General features: G+C 71.6%; 17 protein-coding genes. 6 read left to right on the plus strand and 11 right to left on the minus strand.

Annotated features, from left to right (window positions below; genetic code table 11):
• Positions 1 to 8: 8 nt before the first annotated feature.
• The gene (locus FK268_RS03845) at positions 9 to 386 is read right to left on the minus strand and encodes a hypothetical protein (RefSeq protein ID WP_146431250.1); all 378 of its coding nucleotides are present in this window, start codon (positions 384 to 386) and stop codon (positions 9 to 11) included.
• Between the two features lie 119 nt (positions 387 to 505).
• Positions 506 to 1,159, minus strand: a complete 654-nt coding sequence (sigE, locus tag FK268_RS03850; RefSeq protein ID WP_146431877.1) for an RNA polymerase sigma factor SigE — start codon at positions 1,157 to 1,159, stop codon at positions 506 to 508.
• A gap of 239 nt (positions 1,160 to 1,398) precedes the next feature.
• On the opposite strand from sigE, the gene FK268_RS03855 reads away from it, so the two are divergent.
• On the plus strand, positions 1,399 to 2,049 hold the full coding sequence (locus FK268_RS03855; RefSeq protein WP_146431252.1) for an O-methyltransferase: 651 nt from the start codon (positions 1,399 to 1,401) through the stop codon (positions 2,047 to 2,049).
• Between the two features lie 33 nt (positions 2,050 to 2,082).
• Here the strand turns inward: FK268_RS03855 and FK268_RS03860 are convergent, their stop codons facing one another.
• Genes FK268_RS03860 through rfbD form a run of 5 tightly spaced genes read right to left on the minus strand, consistent with a single transcriptional unit; the run spans position 2,083 to position 6,751 of the window.
• On the minus strand, positions 2,083 to 2,994 hold the full coding sequence (locus FK268_RS03860; RefSeq protein ID WP_146431254.1) for an aminoglycoside phosphotransferase family protein: 912 nt from the start codon (positions 2,992 to 2,994) through the stop codon (positions 2,083 to 2,085).
• A 25-nt stretch (positions 2,995 to 3,019) separates the two neighbouring features.
• On the minus strand, positions 3,020 to 3,811 hold the full coding sequence (locus FK268_RS03865; RefSeq protein ID WP_146431256.1) for an SGNH/GDSL hydrolase family protein: 792 nt from the start codon (positions 3,809 to 3,811) through the stop codon (positions 3,020 to 3,022).
• A gap of 4 nt (positions 3,812 to 3,815) precedes the next feature.
• Entirely contained in the window at positions 3,816 to 4,919 is a 1,104-nt protein-coding gene (manB, locus tag FK268_RS03870; protein WP_146431258.1) for a mannose-1-phosphate guanylyltransferase, read from the minus strand.
• The gene (locus FK268_RS03875; protein ID WP_146431261.1) at positions 4,916 to 5,833 is read right to left on the minus strand and encodes a glycosyltransferase family 2 protein; all 918 of its coding nucleotides are present in this window, start codon (positions 5,831 to 5,833) and stop codon (positions 4,916 to 4,918) included. The genes manB and FK268_RS03875 overlap by 4 nt, the downstream gene beginning before the upstream one ends.
• Positions 5,834 to 5,842: 9 nt before the next feature.
• Complete coding sequence (rfbD, locus tag FK268_RS03880) at positions 5,843 to 6,751, minus strand: dTDP-4-dehydrorhamnose reductase (RefSeq protein ID WP_438695958.1); 909 nt, start codon at positions 6,749 to 6,751, stop codon at positions 5,843 to 5,845.
• 123 nt (positions 6,752 to 6,874) lie between these two features.
• On the opposite strand from rfbD, the gene FK268_RS03885 reads away from it, so the two are divergent.
• On the plus strand, positions 6,875 to 8,623 hold the full coding sequence (locus FK268_RS03885; RefSeq protein WP_146431264.1) for an LCP family protein: 1,749 nt from the start codon (positions 6,875 to 6,877) through the stop codon (positions 8,621 to 8,623).
• Positions 8,611 to 9,324, plus strand: a complete 714-nt coding sequence (locus tag FK268_RS03890; RefSeq protein WP_146431266.1) for a TIGR03089 family protein — start codon at positions 8,611 to 8,613, stop codon at positions 9,322 to 9,324. Before FK268_RS03885 ends, FK268_RS03890 begins: the two co-directional genes overlap by 13 nt.
• Positions 9,325 to 9,372: 48 nt before the next feature.
• Here the strand turns inward: FK268_RS03890 and FK268_RS03895 are convergent, their stop codons facing one another.
• Positions 9,373 to 10,533 (minus strand): acyl-CoA dehydrogenase, encoded by a 1,161-nt coding sequence (locus FK268_RS03895; RefSeq protein WP_146431268.1) that lies wholly within the window; start codon positions 10,531 to 10,533, stop codon positions 9,373 to 9,375.
• A gap of 152 nt (positions 10,534 to 10,685) precedes the next feature.
• On the opposite strand from FK268_RS03895, the gene FK268_RS03900 reads away from it, so the two are divergent.
• A complete protein-coding gene (locus FK268_RS03900; RefSeq protein ID WP_146431270.1) occupies positions 10,686 to 11,597 on the plus strand; it encodes an MBL fold metallo-hydrolase in 912 nt (303 codons plus the stop codon).
• Here the strand turns inward: FK268_RS03900 and FK268_RS03905 are convergent.
• The 3 genes from FK268_RS03905 to FK268_RS03915 are packed head-to-tail and all read right to left on the minus strand — an operon-like array spanning position 11,578 to position 13,968.
• Positions 11,578 to 12,231 (minus strand): dihydrofolate reductase family protein, encoded by a 654-nt coding sequence (locus FK268_RS03905; protein ID WP_146431272.1) that lies wholly within the window; start codon positions 12,229 to 12,231, stop codon positions 11,578 to 11,580. The two genes, FK268_RS03900 and FK268_RS03905, sit on opposite strands and share 20 nt — an antisense overlap.
• 20 nt (positions 12,232 to 12,251) lie before the next feature.
• Positions 12,252 to 12,791 carry a 5-(carboxyamino)imidazole ribonucleotide mutase gene (gene purE, locus FK268_RS03910; protein WP_146431273.1) on the minus strand — a complete coding sequence of 180 codons (540 nt, stop codon included), beginning with the start codon at positions 12,789 to 12,791 and terminating at the stop codon, positions 12,252 to 12,254.
• Positions 12,784 to 13,968 (minus strand): 5-(carboxyamino)imidazole ribonucleotide synthase, encoded by a 1,185-nt coding sequence (locus FK268_RS03915; RefSeq protein WP_231706934.1) that lies wholly within the window; start codon positions 13,966 to 13,968, stop codon positions 12,784 to 12,786. The genes purE and FK268_RS03915 overlap by 8 nt, the downstream gene beginning before the upstream one ends.
• 159 nt (positions 13,969 to 14,127) lie before the next feature.
• Here FK268_RS03915 and FK268_RS03920 point away from each other — a divergent pair, with 159 nt between their 5' ends.
• Both FK268_RS03920 and FK268_RS03925 read left to right on the plus strand, forming a co-directional pair.
• Positions 14,128 to 14,673 (plus strand): GtrA family protein, encoded by a 546-nt coding sequence (locus FK268_RS03920; protein ID WP_146431277.1) that lies wholly within the window; start codon positions 14,128 to 14,130, stop codon positions 14,671 to 14,673.
• Positions 14,674 to 14,684: 11 nt separating this feature from the next.
• Positions 14,685 to 15,992, plus strand: coding sequence for a sensor histidine kinase (locus FK268_RS03925; RefSeq protein WP_146431279.1), 1,308 nt, complete (start codon positions 14,685 to 14,687; stop codon positions 15,990 to 15,992).
• Positions 15,993 to 16,017 lie beyond the last annotated feature (25 nt).

Below are 16,017 nucleotides of genomic sequence, written 5' to 3' on the forward strand. Positions count from 1 at the left end.
ATTCGAATCTACCGAGCGTTCCGCCGCCGACCGCGCTTGTTGCGCTCGTCGCGTCGCGAGGATTCCGGCGAGAACGTGGGGAAGCCCTCGAAGGGCTGCGCGCCGTGGCACGCGCTGGGGATCTGCGAGAGCTGGCCGAGCAGACGATGGGGCACGGTGATCTCACCCGACTCGCGCAGCGCGGTGCGCACCTGGCGCTGGGCGTCGACCTCGGCGGCGCACGTGGGGCACTCGGCGATGTGCGTTCCGGCGCGCAGATGCGCGTTCATCCGGAGCTCGCCGTCGACGAAGGCGACGACCGCCTCGTACGCGAGGTGCTCGGTGGACGAGAACTCACCCGGACGGCGGGCGAAAGCGCGCTTGAAACTGCCACTGAGGTGCTCCACGACGCTCCCCTCCTCTGCTCGGATCCGATGCCGCACGGCGGCCTACAGCCACAGTACCTGCACTCACGGATTCAACGACGCGAGTCGCTGCGGAGTTCCCGGACGGGCCGGGGCGGTGGTCAGTACGCCAGTGCGGCGCTGCTGGTCAGCCCCTGATTCGCCAGGGCCTCACGGATGGACTTGCGGCCGCGGTGGATGCGGGAGCGGACCGTGCCGAGCTTGACGCCCAGCGTGGCCGCGACCTCCTCGTAGCTGAGGCCCTCGATGTCGGCCAGCACGACCGCAGCACGGAACTCCGGGGCCAGCGCGTCGAGCGCGGTCTGCAGCTGCGGGCCGAGGTTGGCGTCCGCGTAGATCTGGCCGGGGTCCGGGTCGGACGACGGCACACGCTCGTAGTCCTCGGGCAGCGCCTCCATGCGGATGCGGTTGCGGCGGCGGACCATGTCGAGGAACAGGTTGGTGGTGATGCGGTGCAGCCAGCCCTCGAAGGTGCCGGGCTCGTAGTTCTGCAGGCTCCGGAAGACGCGGATGAAGGTGTCCTGCGTGAGGTCCTCGGCGTCCTGCGCGTTGCCGGACAGGCGGTAGGCGAGGCGGTACACGCGATCGGCGTGCTCGCGGACGAGCTCGTCCCAGCTGGGCATGTCGGCGCGGTCACCCGATGCGTCGAATGCAGCGGTACCTGCGGGTTCAGCAGTGCGCTCGTCGTCGAACGTCGCGTACGCAGCCTCGGGCTGCGACTCCTGCCGGGGTCCGGCCTTGCGGGCCAGGGCCATGCGCTCCTCCTCGTGCCAGCACCGGACGGTGTGGCTCTTGCCTGTCAGAACTCCCGGCGCGTCCGTTTTGTTCCCACGATCGCGGATCGCACGCCGGGTGGTCTTCACTGACCGATACCTTTCCCTGCCGCGGTGTGGGAGCGCTGATTCCTCCCTGAGTGTTGCCTGTGCATGCATCGCGATTGCTAACGATCGCGTCACGGCGGGGTTGCCGGCGGGCGACGGGCTACGATTGCCGCGTGTCTGACTCCGCCGCATCCGCCCTCGTCACGTACGCCGAGAACGCCATCGTCGAGGACGAGGCGATGTCCGCCGCCCGCGAGCGCGCCGCCGACCTGGGCGTCGACGCGGTGTCGCCGTCCGTCGGCGCGCTGCTGTCCGTGTTCGCCGCCGCCGGCGGCGCGAAGTCCGTGGTCGAGGTGGGCACCGGCGCCGGGATCAGCGGACTGTGGCTGCTCTCGGGCATGCGCCCCGATTCGGTGCTCACCACGATCGACTCGGAGCAGGAGTTCCAGGCCGCCGCGAGGATCGGTTTCCAGCACGCCGGGGTCGCCGCGAACCGCACGCGCCTCATCAACGGCCACGCCCTCGACGTGCTCCCCCGCCTCGCCGACGCCGCCTACGACCTCATCTTCATCGACGGCGAGCCGGTCGATCATCCGCGCTACGTGATCGACGCGGTGCGCCTGCTCCGCCCGGGCGGGGTCGTGGTGGTGAACCTCGGCGACGCGGGCTACCGCATCCCCGACCCCGAGGCCTACGACGACGAGGCCTTCGCCGCCCGCGAGGCCACCCGCATCATCGCCGCCGACGAGAACCTGCTGCCAGTGATCCTGCCGCTCGGCGGCGGCCTCGTCGCCGCCGCGAAGGCCTTCGTCCCGGAGCAGTAGCCCGGAGTCCCGGCGAGCTGCAGGTCGGCTGCGCTACCGCTGCACCGCCTTGGCGACGGTCACGCAGCGCGTGATCCAGTTCCGCTCGCCGGCGTCCAGCGCACGATGCATGCGTTGCGCGTCCTCCACCGCCCAGTGCGCGTTGAGGATCATCCGCACGATCACCCAGTCCCGGGCGCGGTCCTCGTCGAGTCCTGCCGCGTCGACCACAGTGAAGAACCGCCGCTGGATCGACTCGCGCACGTAACCGGACATCTCCTCCCACCGGTTCCACAGCAGCGGCGCGACCTCGTAATGCGGGTCGCCCGACATCGGTTGCGGGTCGATCACCAACCACGGCTCCCGGTCGGCCGCGAGGACGTTCTCGTAGTGCAGGTCACCGTGCACGATCCGGCCCACCGATTCCGGGTCGGCGACGAACGCCCGGCTGGCGCCCAGAGCCCGGTCGATCAGGCGGGGCGGCACGGGCACATCCCGACGGTCCGTCTCCAGCGCACCGAGCCACCGATCCAGGTAGTCCGTCAGCGGCCGCAGGCGCCCCGGCGCCGGCACGTGCAACCTCGGATAGAAGCCGGCGACGGTCTCGCACGCCTGCAGGTCCCACTCCTGCGTGAGATCCCGCTCGCCGAGCTTCTCCAGCAGCATCGCGCGCCGCGCGGGCTCCGCACGGAGCAGGCGTACGGCCCCGTCGCCGCCCCAGTACTGCAGGGCGAGGTGCTCCTGCTCGGCCTCTGCGGCACCGTCGAAGGTGATCTTGAGGACGGCCTCGCCATCGGCCCCGCGCACCGGGACCACCAGCGAGGTGAAGCCGTGCATCACCCGACCCGACGGCGTGAGCCGCCACTGCGCGAGTAGATCGTCGGCGAGATGCGGCAGCCGGTCCAGCCATGCCGCCCAGTCCGGTCCGAGCCTGCGCTGCTCGTCGAGTCCGGCCGGGATGTCCACGCCGTCAGGCTAGCGGGCGCCGCGGCTACGGCTCGGAACGCTCCTGCTCCACACCGACGGGCCGCATCAGCGTCGGATACTTCGGCGGCAGGCCGTCGCCGGTGGAGATGCCGCGCACGCGTCGGGAGATCCACGGGTAGGCGAACTCCCGCCGCCAGCGCCGCTTGATCTCACGGTCCTCCGCGGGCGTGATCACCGGCTCGGGTCCCAGGTCCGGCACCTGCAGCGCGTGCGGCACACCCAGGACGTCCAGCACCTCGATGGCCATGCGCAGGTGTCCGGGCGGCGACATGTGGATCCGGTCGAACTCCCACATCCGCAGGTCCCGGTACTCCTTGAGCCGCCAGTAGTCGAGCAGCAGCAGGCCACGATCCGCGGCGATCTCGCGCACCAGCTCGTTGTAGATCGCGAACCGGCCGCGGAGCGCGCCGAACAGTCCGCCGCCGTGCGTATCGGCGGCGGTCCACACCACGACGGTCGCGCCGGATTCCCCGAGCCGCGCGAGCAGCGAATCGTAGGCGGCGACCACCGCGTCCACGTCCACCGACGGCCGGATCAGGTCGTTCGCGCCCGCGTAGACGGTCACCAGATCCGGCGCGAGCGCGAGGCACGGATCCAGCTGCTCATCGATGATCTGGTCCATCTTCTTGCCGCGGATCGCCAGATTCGCGTACCCGAAATCGGGAGACCGCGCGGCCAGCACCTCCGCGACCCGGTCGGACCAGCCGCGGTACTCGTGCGTCCCCGTCGGGTCCGGATCCCCGACGCCCTCGGTGAACGAGTCCCCGATCGCCACGTACCGCAGGTACTGCGTCATAGCCCTAGACGTCCGTCGAGAACCGCACGCCGCCGTCGGGCAGCTCGACGCCGGGCCACACGCGGGCACCGTGCAGCAGCTCGCACCGGGCGCCGACGGAGGCACCGTCGCCGATGACGGCCTCACGGATACGGGCGCGCGGGCCGATGTGCGCGCCGAAGCCGATGATCGAGCGCTCGACGATCGCACCGGCCTCGATGCGGACACCGTCGAAAACGACGGCCCCGTCGAGCCGCGCGCCCGCACCGATCTCCGCGCCGCGACCGATGACCGAACCACCGATCACGAGCGCACCGGGCGCCACCGAGGCTCCGGGGTGGATGAGGCACTCCCCGCGCGCGCCGTCGAGGGCGGCCGACGGGGCGATGCCGCGCACCAGGTCCGAGCTGCCTGCGACGAAGTCCTCGGGCGTACCCATGTCGCGCCAGTAGCCGTAGTCGACGTGGCCGTACAGCTTGCGCCCGCCGTTGAGCAGCGCGGGGAAGACCTCGCGTTCGACGGAGACCGCCCGGCCGACGGGGATCTCCTCGATCACCGAGCGCTTGAAGACGTAGCAGCCGGCGTTGATCTGGTCGGTCGGCGGATCCTGCGTCTTCTCGAGGAACGCGGTGACCCGCCCGGAGGCGTCCGTCGGGACGCAGCCGAAGGCGCGCGGGTCGGGCACGCGCACGAGGTGCATCGTGACGTCGGCGTCCTTCTCGCGGTGCGTCTGCACGACGGCGCGGATGTCGGATCCACCGAGCACGTCGCCGTTGAAGACCAGCACGTTCTCCGCCTTGAGCGCGGGCAGCACGTTGCGGATGCCGCCGCCGGTGCCGAGCGGCTCGTCCTCGACCACGTAGGACAGCTCCAGCCCCAGTTCGGAGCCGTCGCCGAAGTACTCCTCGAAGACCTCCGCCTTGAACGAGGTGCCCAGCACCACGCGGCGGATGCCCGCGTCGCGGATCCGCGAGAGCAGATGGATGAGGAAGGGCTTGCCCGCCGTGGGCAGCATCGGCTTGGGTGCCGACAGGGTGAGCGGGCGCAGGCGCGTGCCCTTGCCGCCCACCAGGATCACGGCCTCGACATCACCGAGGTCCACACCGGCGTCCTGTTCCACCGAGGTCATTTCTCCCCTTTTCGTCTCCGCGTCGCCGCGAGAACACTGATCCGCGAGCGCGCGGCCAGCCCCACCTTCATCGCCGCGCGCAGGGGCGCGGCCGCCCGACCGGGATGACGGTCGGCGAAGAACCGGTACGCGGACGCGTGGTGCGCGGGAAGCATCAGCTCCGGCACCTTCCCGGCCGCGTGCCCCTTGGCGTGCACGATCTCCGCCGACGGGACGTAGACGTTGCTCCAGCCGGCCCGCGCGAGGCGGTCGCCGAAGTCCACGTCCTCCATGTACATGAAATAGCGGTCGTCGAAGCCGTCGATCGCGGCGAAGGCCTCGGGCCGCACCAGCAGGCAGGAGCCGCTGAGCCAGCCGGCGGTCCGCTCGGCGACCTCGGCCTGCGACTGCTGATAGGCCAGCGTCCACGGGTTCGACTTCCAGACGGTGCCGAGCAGCGCGTGCCCGATCCCGTGCTTGATGCTGGGCAGGTTCCGCGCCGACGGGTAGACGGTGCCGTCGGGGTCGCGGATCAGCGGGCCGAGCGATCCGGCCTCGGGATGCCGGGCCGCCGCCTCGACGAGGGCGTCGATCGAGCCGGGCCCGAAGACCACGTCGGGATTGCTGATCAGCAGGAGGTCGGGGAACGACGGTCCGCCGCCGGCGGCATCGGCACGCAGGCGCGCCACCGCGTAGTTGATCGCGCCGCCGTAGCCGAGGTTCGCGCCGGTGCGCAGCAGCTCCGCCTCCGGGTGGGCCGCCTCGGCGGCCTCGGGCGAGCCGTCCACCGAGCCGTTGTCGGCCATGAGCACGCGCGGCGCGGCACCGGAGAAGGCGCCCCCGATGCTGGTCAGGAAGTTCTCGAGGTGCTCGCCCGGCGAGTAGGTGACGGTGACCACGGCGATCGTGGGGGTCGAGGTGTCGGTTCCGGGCACGCGGCCAGGTTACCGGTCCGCCGGCCCGGGAGCGCCGACCGCCCGGTCCAGTGCGTCGTGCCAGTCCGGCAGCGGCGTCAATCCCCACGCGGACCACGCCGCGGGCGAGAGCACGGAGTAGGCCGGGCGCGGCGCGGGCCGCGGGAACTCCGCCGTCGTGCACGGACAGACGCGCGCCGGATCGGCCCCGGCCCGCGCGAAGACGGCGCGCGCGACGTCGAACCAGGTGGCCGCGCCCCCGCCCGCGGCGTGCAGCACCGCGCCGGGCCGCGTGGGCTCGGCGGCCAGCAGGAGCGCGAGGTCCAGGAGGCCCACGGCCAGGTCGGGCGCGAAGGTCGGCGAGCCGGTCTGATCGTCCACGACCTTCGGGTCGACGCCGTCGTCCGCGAGCCGTCCCATGGTCCCGACGAAGTCCCGCGCCCAGCCGTCCCGCCCGTCGGGGCCCGGGGCGCGCCCGGTGTACACCCACGCGGTCCGCACCACGACGGTCCGCGGGTCCGCGGCGGCCGCTGCGCGCTCGCCGTCGAGCTTGGTGCGCCCGTACACGCTCGACGGTCCCGTCGGATCGCCCGGCTCCCACGGCCGCGGCGGCTCCGAGGCGGGCCCGAAGACGTAGTCCGTGGAGAGCTGGACCAGCCGCGCCCCGGTCGCGGCACAGCGCGCGGCGAGCAGGCCCGGCGCGACGGTGTTCAGCGCCGCGGCGGCCTCGGGCTCGGACTCGGCGGCGTCGACGGCGGTGTGCGCGGCGCAGTTGACGAGCACCGTCGAGGGGCCGATCGCGAGCCCCCCGACGGACTGTGGCGAAGTCACATCGAGCTCTGCGCGGCCCAGCGCGCGGGCCGCGATTCCCCGCGACGCAGCGGCCGCGACCAGTGCCGATCCCACCTGTCCGGCTGCGCCGGTGATCACCAGATCCACACCGCGAACGGTACGTGACGGCCGCGTCTGCGGAGTCTTCACATATCGAGTCGGTACCGTTATGGAGATGTGATCATGCGGGCCGAAGCAGCCGGCCCGCGTTCCGACGTTGAGGAGTGGTGGGTGTCCGACAGCCCCAGTCGACGCGGCGCGCGCCATTCCCGCGGCGCCGACGCACGGCGCACCGATGCCGACCGCGCCGAGGCGCAGCACGCCGAGGCGCCGCGCGCGCGCACGCGGCGCCGCAGCGTGCGCGCCGAGAACGAGGGCTCGGGCGACGGATCGCCGGCGCGCGGCGCCCGGTCGGTACCCCGCGCCGCCGACCTCCCCGTCGACACGCGCGAGCGGTTGCAGCGCAGCGGCAAGGCGCTGATCGCGCTGATCACCGCCATCGTCGTGGTGGTGACGGGAGTGGCCTGGTTCTGGTGGTCGCAGTTCGCCGGAGACATCGAGCGCGGCCCCAGCCTGAGCGCCAAGCCCGACGGTGCCACCGACATCCTCCTGGTCGGCACGGACTCCCGCACCGACGCCAAGGGCAATCCCCTCTCGAAGCAGGAACTGGCCCGGCTCAACGCCGGCGTCGACGACGGCACCCTGAACACCGACACGATCATCCTGGTGCGCATCCCCAACGACGGGAAGTCGGCCACCGCGATCTCGATCCCCCGCGACTCCTACGTGGCCATCCCCGATCAGGGCAAGGGCAAGATCAACTCCGCCTTCGCCGGTGCGGCGAACGTGACCCGCGATAAGGCCATCGCCAACGGATCCAGCGAGAAGGACGCCGTCGAGAAGGGCAACGCGGAGGGCCGCAAGGCGCTCATCGAGACGGTCGCGAACCTCACCGGCGTCTCGGTCGACCGGTACGCGGAGATCGGCCTCGTCGGCTTCTCCCGCCTCACCGATGCGGTCGGCGGCGTCGACGTCTGCCTGAAGAAGCCGGTGAACGACTCGTACTCGGGCGCACGGTTCAAGGCCGGCAAGCAGACGCTCAAGGGCCCCCAGGCGCTGAGCTTCGTCCGCCAGCGGCACGGCCTGCCCCGCGGCGACTTGGACCGCGTGACCCGGCAGCAGGTCTTCATGGCCTCGCTGGCCAGCAAGATCCTCTCGACCGGCACGCTGACGAGCCCCAACAAGCTGAGCCAGCTGCAGAACGCGCTGACCACCTCGGTCACGCTCGACCAGGACTGGGACGTGATGGGCTTCGCGAAGGAGCTGGCGAACCTGTCCGCGGGCAACATCAAGTTCTCGACGGTGCCCGTCGTCCGCGACGACGGCTGGAGCGACGACGGTCAGCAGTCCGTGGTGGTGGTCGACCCGAAGCAGGTCCAGGCCTACGTCTCGGGGCTGCTCGGCGGGTCCAAGCCGGACAAGCCGAAGGCCACCACGAGCTCCGCGCCCGCGGTGCCCTCGGTGAACCGCGCCTCGTACACGGTGGACGTGGTGAACGCGACCACCACGTCGGGCCTCGCGAGCAACGTCTCGACCTTCCTCGGCGGAAAGGGCTTCGGGCAGGGCTCCACGGGCAACGCCTCGTCGTCGGATTCGTCGTCGAGCAGCAGGAGCGCGGTCCTCGCGAGCTCGGCGAACGACCAGGGTGCGAAGGCCGTGGCGGCGCTGCTGGGCGGCCTTCCCGTGGTCGCGAGCACGTCGGTCCAGTCCGGCCACGTCAAGGTGTTGATCCAGGACGGCTACAGCGGCCCCGGCTCGTCGGGCAACTCGGGCGGCTCCGATTCGGCGGCGACCACGACGTCGCTCGCGCCGGGCATGACCGAGTCGCTCGACCCGAGCGAGGCGGCGCGGATCAGCTCGTTGCTCAACAAGCCGGGTTTCACCGCCCAGCAGGACGGAGGGGTCCCGTGCGTGGACTGACGGTGACCGACTCGCTGCTCGTCCCGATCGTCCAGTCCGACGGGGCCGCACCCCGCTTCACCTGGTACGACGATGCCACCGGCGCCCGGATGGGCCTCTCGGCGGTGACGCTGGGCAACTGGGCGGCCAAGTGCGGCAACCTGCTCCGCGATCAGTACGGGCTCGGCCCCGGCGACGCCGTCGGCGTGCTGCTGCCGGCACACTGGCAGACCGCGGGAATCCTGTTCGGCGCGTGGTGGGCCGGGTGCGAGGTCCGGTTCGGCGAGCCCGGCGCGGTCACCTTCTGCGCGCCCGACCGCCTCGAGGAGGCCCGAGATCGTGAGGGGGTCGATGACCTCCTCGCGGTGGGCCTCGACGCCTTCGGCCTGGCCGTGCCCGACCTGCCGCCGGGCATCGACGACTACACCACCGAGGTGCGCGTGCACCCGGACGCCTTCACGCCCGGCGGTGCCGGCACCGCCCTCGCGGGCGACGCCGTCGACATCGTGATGGCCCGCTCCACCGCGCTGGCCGCGTCGGCCGGATACGCCGCGGGTGACCGGGTGCTCTCCACGCGGGAGTGGCGCACCGTCGACGACCTGTACGACGGCCTGCTCGCGCCCTTCGCGGCCCCCGCCTCGGTGATCCACGTGTCCCACCCGGACCCGGCGAAGCTCATGGACAAGTTCGCCACGGAAAAGGCCACCGCGCGCGTCGCATGACGCGGGCGATGGCCTTCGTGAGCTCGACGCGGGTCTCCCCGCTCCGGATCAGCGCAGCAGCTGGCGGCTCATGACCAGGCGCTGGACCTGGTTGGTGCCCTCGTAGATCTGGGTGATCTTGGCGTCGCGCATCATGCGCTCGACCGGGAAGTCGCGGGTGTAACCGGCGCCGCCGAGCAGCTGGACGGCGTCGGTGGTGACGTCCATCGCGACGTCGGAGGCGAAGCACTTCGACGCGGAGCTGATGAAACCGAGGTTCTTCTCGCCGCGCTCGGCGCGGGCGGCGGCGGTGTAGACCATCAGACGCGCGGCCTCGAGGCGCATCGCCATGTCGGCGACCATGAACTGCACGCCCTGGAACTCGGAGATGGACTTGCCGAACTGCTTGCGGTCCTTGATGTACTCGATCGCCACGTCGAGGGCGCCCTGCGCGATGCCGACGGCCTGCGCGCCGATGGTCGGGCGGGTGTGATCGAGGGTCTGCAGCGCGGTCTTGAAGCCGGTGCCCTCCTCGCCGATCATCCGCATCGCGGGGACGCGGCACTCCTCGAAGGCCAGCTCGGCCGTCGGGCTGCCCTTGATGCCCAGCTTGTGCTCGTAGCCGGTCACGGAGAAGCCCGGGTCGTCCTTGTGCACCATGAAGGCACTGATGCCGTTGGCGCCCTTCTCCGGGTCGGTCACGGCCATGACGGTGTACCAGGTGGACTTGCCGCCGTTGGTGATCCAACACTTGGAACCGTTGAGGACCCAGTCGTCGCCGTCCTTGCGGGCGCGGGTGCGCATCGACGCCGCGTCGGAGCCGGCCTCGCGCTCGGACAGGGCGTAGGAGGCCATGGCCTCGCCGTTCGCGAGCGAGGGCAGCACGTGCTGCTTGAGCTCCTCGGAGCCGTTGAGGATCAGGCCCATGGTGCCGAGCTTGTTGACGGCGGGGATGAGCGAGGAGCTGCCGCACACGCGGGCGACCTCTTCGATGACGATGCAGGTGGCGACGGAGTCGGCGCCCTGGCCCTCGTACTCCTCGGGCACGTGGATGGCGTTGAAGCCGCTGGCGACCAGCGCGTCGAGCGCCTCCTGCGGGAACCGCTCCTTCTCGTCGACGTCCTTGGCGTGCGGCGCGATGTCGCGCTCGGCGAGCGCCCGGATGGCGGCGCGCAGTTCCTCGTGCTCCTCGGGGAGCTGGAACAGGTCGAAGTCGGGGTTGCCAGCCATAGGGGCCTCCATCAGCGTCTACGTGTTTGGTCCGCGCTGATTGTATCCATGCCCCCTCCCCGGTCAGTTAGTCGCACGTAACCAGCATTCGGCCCCGCGGTTGTTCCCCGGGACAACGGGCGATCCTTCGGCGTGTGAACGAGAATCGGGGCATGACCTTCACGACGACCATCGGCGCGGCACGAGTGGACCAGGTGACGGAGGTGGACCGATGGGCGTTCCCGCCGGCCGAACTGTTCCCCGCGATCGAGGACGGCCTGGCCGAATCCGCCGCCACCGACCTCGGCGACGGCTACATCGACCCGGACACCGGCGACCTGCTGCTCGCGATCCACACGTACGTGATCCGGCTGGGCCCGACGGTGATCGTCGTCGACACCGGCAACGGGAACGCCAAGCAGCGCCCCGTCCTCGCGGCGCACCACATGTTCGACACCGACTACCTCGACCGCCTCGCGCACACGGGTGTCGAGCCCGACGACGTCGACCTCGTCATCAGCACCCACCTGCACCCCGACCACTGCGGATGGAACACCCGCCTCGTCGACGGTCAGTGGCGACCGACGTTCCCGAACGCCGTCTACCTGTTCGCGCGCTCGGACCTGGACGCGCTGCGCGGTCTCGCCGCGGGCGACGGCCACGAAGGCGTCCTGGCCGACCTCGCCCGCACCTATGTGGACAGCGTCGGCCCGGTCCTCCGCGACGGCCACTGGCGCGCGGTCGCCGAGGACGAGGTCATCGCCGCGCACGACGACACCGAGATCGTCGTGCTCGCCGCGCCCGGCCACACGCACGGCCACCTCGCGATCGAGATCAGGTCCGCCCGATGCGGCGCGATCCTCGCCGGCGACGCGATCCACCACCCGATCCAACTGCTGCACCCGGAGCTCGTCCAGGGCGGCGACGCGGAGCCGGGTACTGCGCGGGCCACCCGTGCGGCCCTGCTTCGACGGTGCGCGGACGAGGGCCTGCTCCTGCTGCCGGCGCATTTCACCGAGCACGCGCCGTTCCGGGTGACGATCGGCGGCGACGGCCGCCCGGCGGTCAGCGCGGCAGTCGGGTGAAGACGCGGTGCACGACACCGCTGGGGCTCGCCGTGGATTCGATCGCGAACCGCTCCTGCACGCCCTCGAGACCGTCCCACAGCCGCTCGCCGCGGCCGAGCACGATCGGCACCTCCACCACGTGCAGGTGATCGATCAGGTCGGCGGCGAGGAATTCGCGCACCGTCGACGGTCCGCCGCCGATGCGGATGTCCTCGTCCCCCGCGATCTCCCGCGCGACGGCGACCGCCTCGGCGGGTGCGGCGTCGAGGAAGCGGAACTCCACGCCGTCGCCGGTGGTGAACGAGGGCCGCGGGTGGTGGGTCAGCACGATGATCGGGGTGGTGAACGGTGTCTCCTCGCCCCACCAGCCGCGCCAGGACTCGTCGGCGAGCACCTCGGGAGTCGGCGCGAACTTGCCGCGCCCCATGATCTCCACGCCGATGCCCTCGTCCCAGGCCTCGGAGAAGGCGTCGTCGACGCCGCGCGCGGCGCTGCTCAGCCCGTGGATCGCGGCACCGCGGCGGGTGCCGAAGAACCAGGTCATCAGCGATCCGCCGGCGTGTCCGAAGGGAGCGTCCGGCGACTGATCCGCACCGGTGCCGAAGCCGTCCAGCGAGATCGCGAAGTTGTGCACCCGCACCTGTCCGCTCATGCGGATCAGACTAGCCCCGATCAGCCCTCGAGGAGCTTGCGTCGCAGCGCCTCGTCCTTGTCCAGCACCATCTTCTCGAGGTCGGCCTGGAAGGCCGCCATCCGCGAGCGCAGCGCGGGATCGGCGGCGCCGAGGATCCGCACGGCCAGCAGGCCCGCGTTCCGGGCGCCCCCGACGGACACCGTCGCCACGGGGATGCCGGCGGGCATCTGGACGATGGAGAGCAGCGAGTCCATGCCGTCGAGGTGCTTTAGCGGCACGGGAACGCCGATCACGGGCAGCGGGGTGGCGGAGGCCACCATGCCCGGTAGGTGCGCGGCGCCGCCGGCGCCGGCGATGATCACCTCGATGCCGCGGTCCGCGGCGCCCTTCGCGTAGTCCAGCATCCGCTGCGGCGTGCGGTGCGCGGAGACCACGCCCACCTCGAACCGGACACCGAACTCGGCCAGCGCCTCGGCGGCGGCCTCCATGGTCGGCCAGTCCGAGTCGCTGCCCATGATCAGGCCGACCCGGGGGCCGGAGGCCCCCCGATCAGCACCGGCTCCGGTCCCGTTACCCATGAACGCTCCATCCGTCGGTCCACTCCGCGGTCGCCATCCAGTGCGCCGCGCGTTCCGCCCGTTCCCGCAGCTCCGCGACGTACGCGGCGTCGCCACGGTCACCGTCGACGGAGCCTACGAGGTTCACGTGCCCGATCTTGCGGTCGGGCCGCCCCTCCTTGCCGTACATGTGCACGTGCGCGTCGGGCATCCGCGCCAGCAGGTGGTGCAGGCGCTCGTCGACGCTCATCTCGGGCTCCGACGGTGCGCCCAGCACGTTGGCCATCACGGTCAGCGGCGCGGTCGCCGCGGTGTCACCGAGCGGATAGTCGAGGACGGCCCGCAGGTGCTGCTCGAACTGGCTGGTCACGCAGCCGTTCATCGACCAGTGTCCGGAGTTGTGGGGGCGCATCGCGAGCTCGTTGACCAGCATCTCGCCCGACGGGGTCTGGAACAGCTCGACGGCCATCACGCCGACCACGCCCAGCTCGTTCGCGAGCCGCAGCGCGAGCGATTCGGCGAAGGACGCCTCCTCGTCGGAGAGGTTCGGCGCGGGCGCGAGCACCACCGCGCACTGCCCGTTCCGCTGCACCGTCTCCACGACGGGCCAGGTCGCGCCCTGCCCGAAGGGCGATCGCGCCACCATCGCCGAGAGCTCGCGCGCCAACTCGACCCGCTGCTCGGCGAGCAGCTGAACGCCGGCCGCGAGCTGCTCGTCGGCCACCGCGAGCGCCTCGTCGAGGGAGTCGGGCAGCCACACGCCGCGGCCGTCGTAGCCGCCCCGGACGGCCTTGAGCACGACGGCACCGTCGAACCGGTCCCAGAAGGCCCGGACGTCGTCCGTCGCGGTGATCTCGGCGAAGCCCGGCACGGGCGCTCCGAGCTCGGCCAGACGGTGCCGCATCGCCAGCTTGTCCTGCGCGTACAGCAGGGCCTGCGGCGGCGGGTTGACGGTGACGCCCTCGGCCTGCAGGGCGACGAGGTGCTCGGTGGGCACGCCCTCGTGGTCGAAGGTCAGCGCGTGCGCGCCGGTCGCGACGCGGCGCAGGTCCTCGATCCGATCGTGATCGCCGAGCACCACGTCGGCGCACACCTGCGGCGCGGGCTCGTCGGGCGAGGCGGCGAGCACGCGCAGGGACTGCCCCAGCGCGATCGCGGCCTGATGGGTCATCCGGGCCAGCTGACCTCCGCCGACCATGGCCACGACGGGCCGTGACCGGCGCGATTGAACATCACTCACCCGTCCATAATCGCAGGTCCGCGGTGCCGTGCGAGCGCCCGGCACGACACAGCGCCCCGGTACCGACCGCGTCACACTCTCCGCGGTACTATTCACGGTTCCGTTAGAGTGGCGCACGTGGCTTTCATCGAGGCGATTCTGGATCGCACCCCGGCACCGCTCCGCGGGCTCGTCATGCAGCACCACGAGCTGATCAAGTTCGCGATCGTGGGCAGCACGACGGCGGTCTTCGACCTCGCCATCTTCTACGGCCTGGTGCTCACGGTGCTCAGCGACAAGCCCACCGTCGCGAAGGTCTTCTCCGGCGTCTGCGCCGTGATCCTCTCGTACATCCTCAACAGCGAGTGGAGCTTCAAGCACCGCGGTGGCCGTGAGAAGCACCACGAGGCGCTGCTGTTCTTCGTGATCTCGGGCATCGGCGTGCTCATCATGGCCGCGCCCATCTTCATCGCGAACAACTTCTTCCACCTGCGTGACGTCGACTCGACGACCACGCTGATCATCGTCGACTTCGTGCTCAACTACGTCGTGGGCAACCTGCTGCAGATGGCCTTCCGGTTCTGGGCGCTGCGGCGCTGGGCCTTCCCGGAGGATCTGCGCGACGCCCCGGAGCAGGAGTCCATCCCCGCCACCGGCGATACCACCTCCGCCGGCGAGCGCTGAGCCCTGCGGGCGTGCGGCACCGCATTCTCCGTTCGACCATCGCGGTCGTCGCGGTCACCGGCCTGTTCCTCGGCCTGCCGCTGATGTTCTACACCTGGCGGTGGCTCGACGACACCGCGCGCACGGACCTGCAGCACCGGCTGCAGCGCGCCTCGTCGGAGATCCTCGTCCAGGAGCAGCGCACCGGCGACGGCGGCGAGCCGCCGGTCGACACCCTGCGCCTGCTCGTCCCGTCCGGCGGTCGCCTGGTCCTCACCTACACCGACCGCAGCGGAGCCCCGCGCGAACTCACCGTGGGCGCCGAGAAGCCTCTCGAGAACCCCATGGTCGAGGGCACCTCGCTCGGCGAGGCCGGCGTGCTGCGGCTGGAGCAGGACTACTCCGGCGTGCGCAGTGAACAGTTCCGGGCACTGACGATCGAGCTCATCGTGATGGCGCTGTCCGTGACCGCGGGCGTCGTGGTCGCCGCGGTCACCGCGAGCCGCGTCGCCGACCCGGTCCAGGACGTCGCCGACCGCGCGCAGCGGCTCGCAGACGGCGACTTCCGGCCCGATTCGAACCGGCACGGCATCGAGGAGCTCGACCGCGTCCTCGACGTTCTGGACGCTGCCACCGTCGAGATCGCCGACCGCCTGCAGCGGGAGCGGCAGATCGTCGGCGACGTGTCGCACCAGCTGCGCAGCCGCCTGACCGCCATCCACATCCGCCTCGACGAGCTCACCCTGCACGCCGACCCCGAGGTCGTCACCGAGGCCCGCGCCGCCCTCGACCAGGTCGACCGGCTCACCTCGTCGGTCAGCGACATGGTGCAGATGGCACGCACGGAGCGCACCCCCCAGGGCGTGGTCGACGTCCGCGCCGAGCTCACACCGCTCCTCGCCGACCTCGAGCCCGCCTTCGCCAGGGCGGGCCGGCGGCTCACCGTCGTGGCCGGGGGCCCGGAGTCCCTGCCCGCCCGCGCCACCGCGCCGCGGGTCCGCGAGGCGGCGGCGGTCCTCATCGACAACGCGCTGGTCCACGGGCGCGGCACGGTCACGGTCACCTTCGGCTCGGTCGGCGCGCACACCGTGCTCGTCACCGTCGCCGACGAGGGCTCCGGCATCTCCGACGGTGACGCGCAGCGCATCTTCCGGCGGGGTTACTCCGCGGGGGCCGGGACCGGGGTCGGCCTCGCGCTCGCCCGCGCCTTCATCGAGGGCGACGGTGGCCGTCTGCAGCTGCAGAGCCGCAGGCCCACGACCTTCGCGATGTTCCTGCCCGCCGCGGGTCCGGACGAGCCGCAGGTCGAACCGGCCGCACCGGAACCCGAGCCCCGCTGACTCACGATCGGGGCGCCGCCGAGCA

Origin of the sequence: Tsukamurella sputi, assembly GCF_007858445.1 — a bacterium.
Taxonomy (GTDB): Bacteria; Actinomycetota; Actinomycetes; order Mycobacteriales; family Mycobacteriaceae; genus Tsukamurella; species Tsukamurella sputi.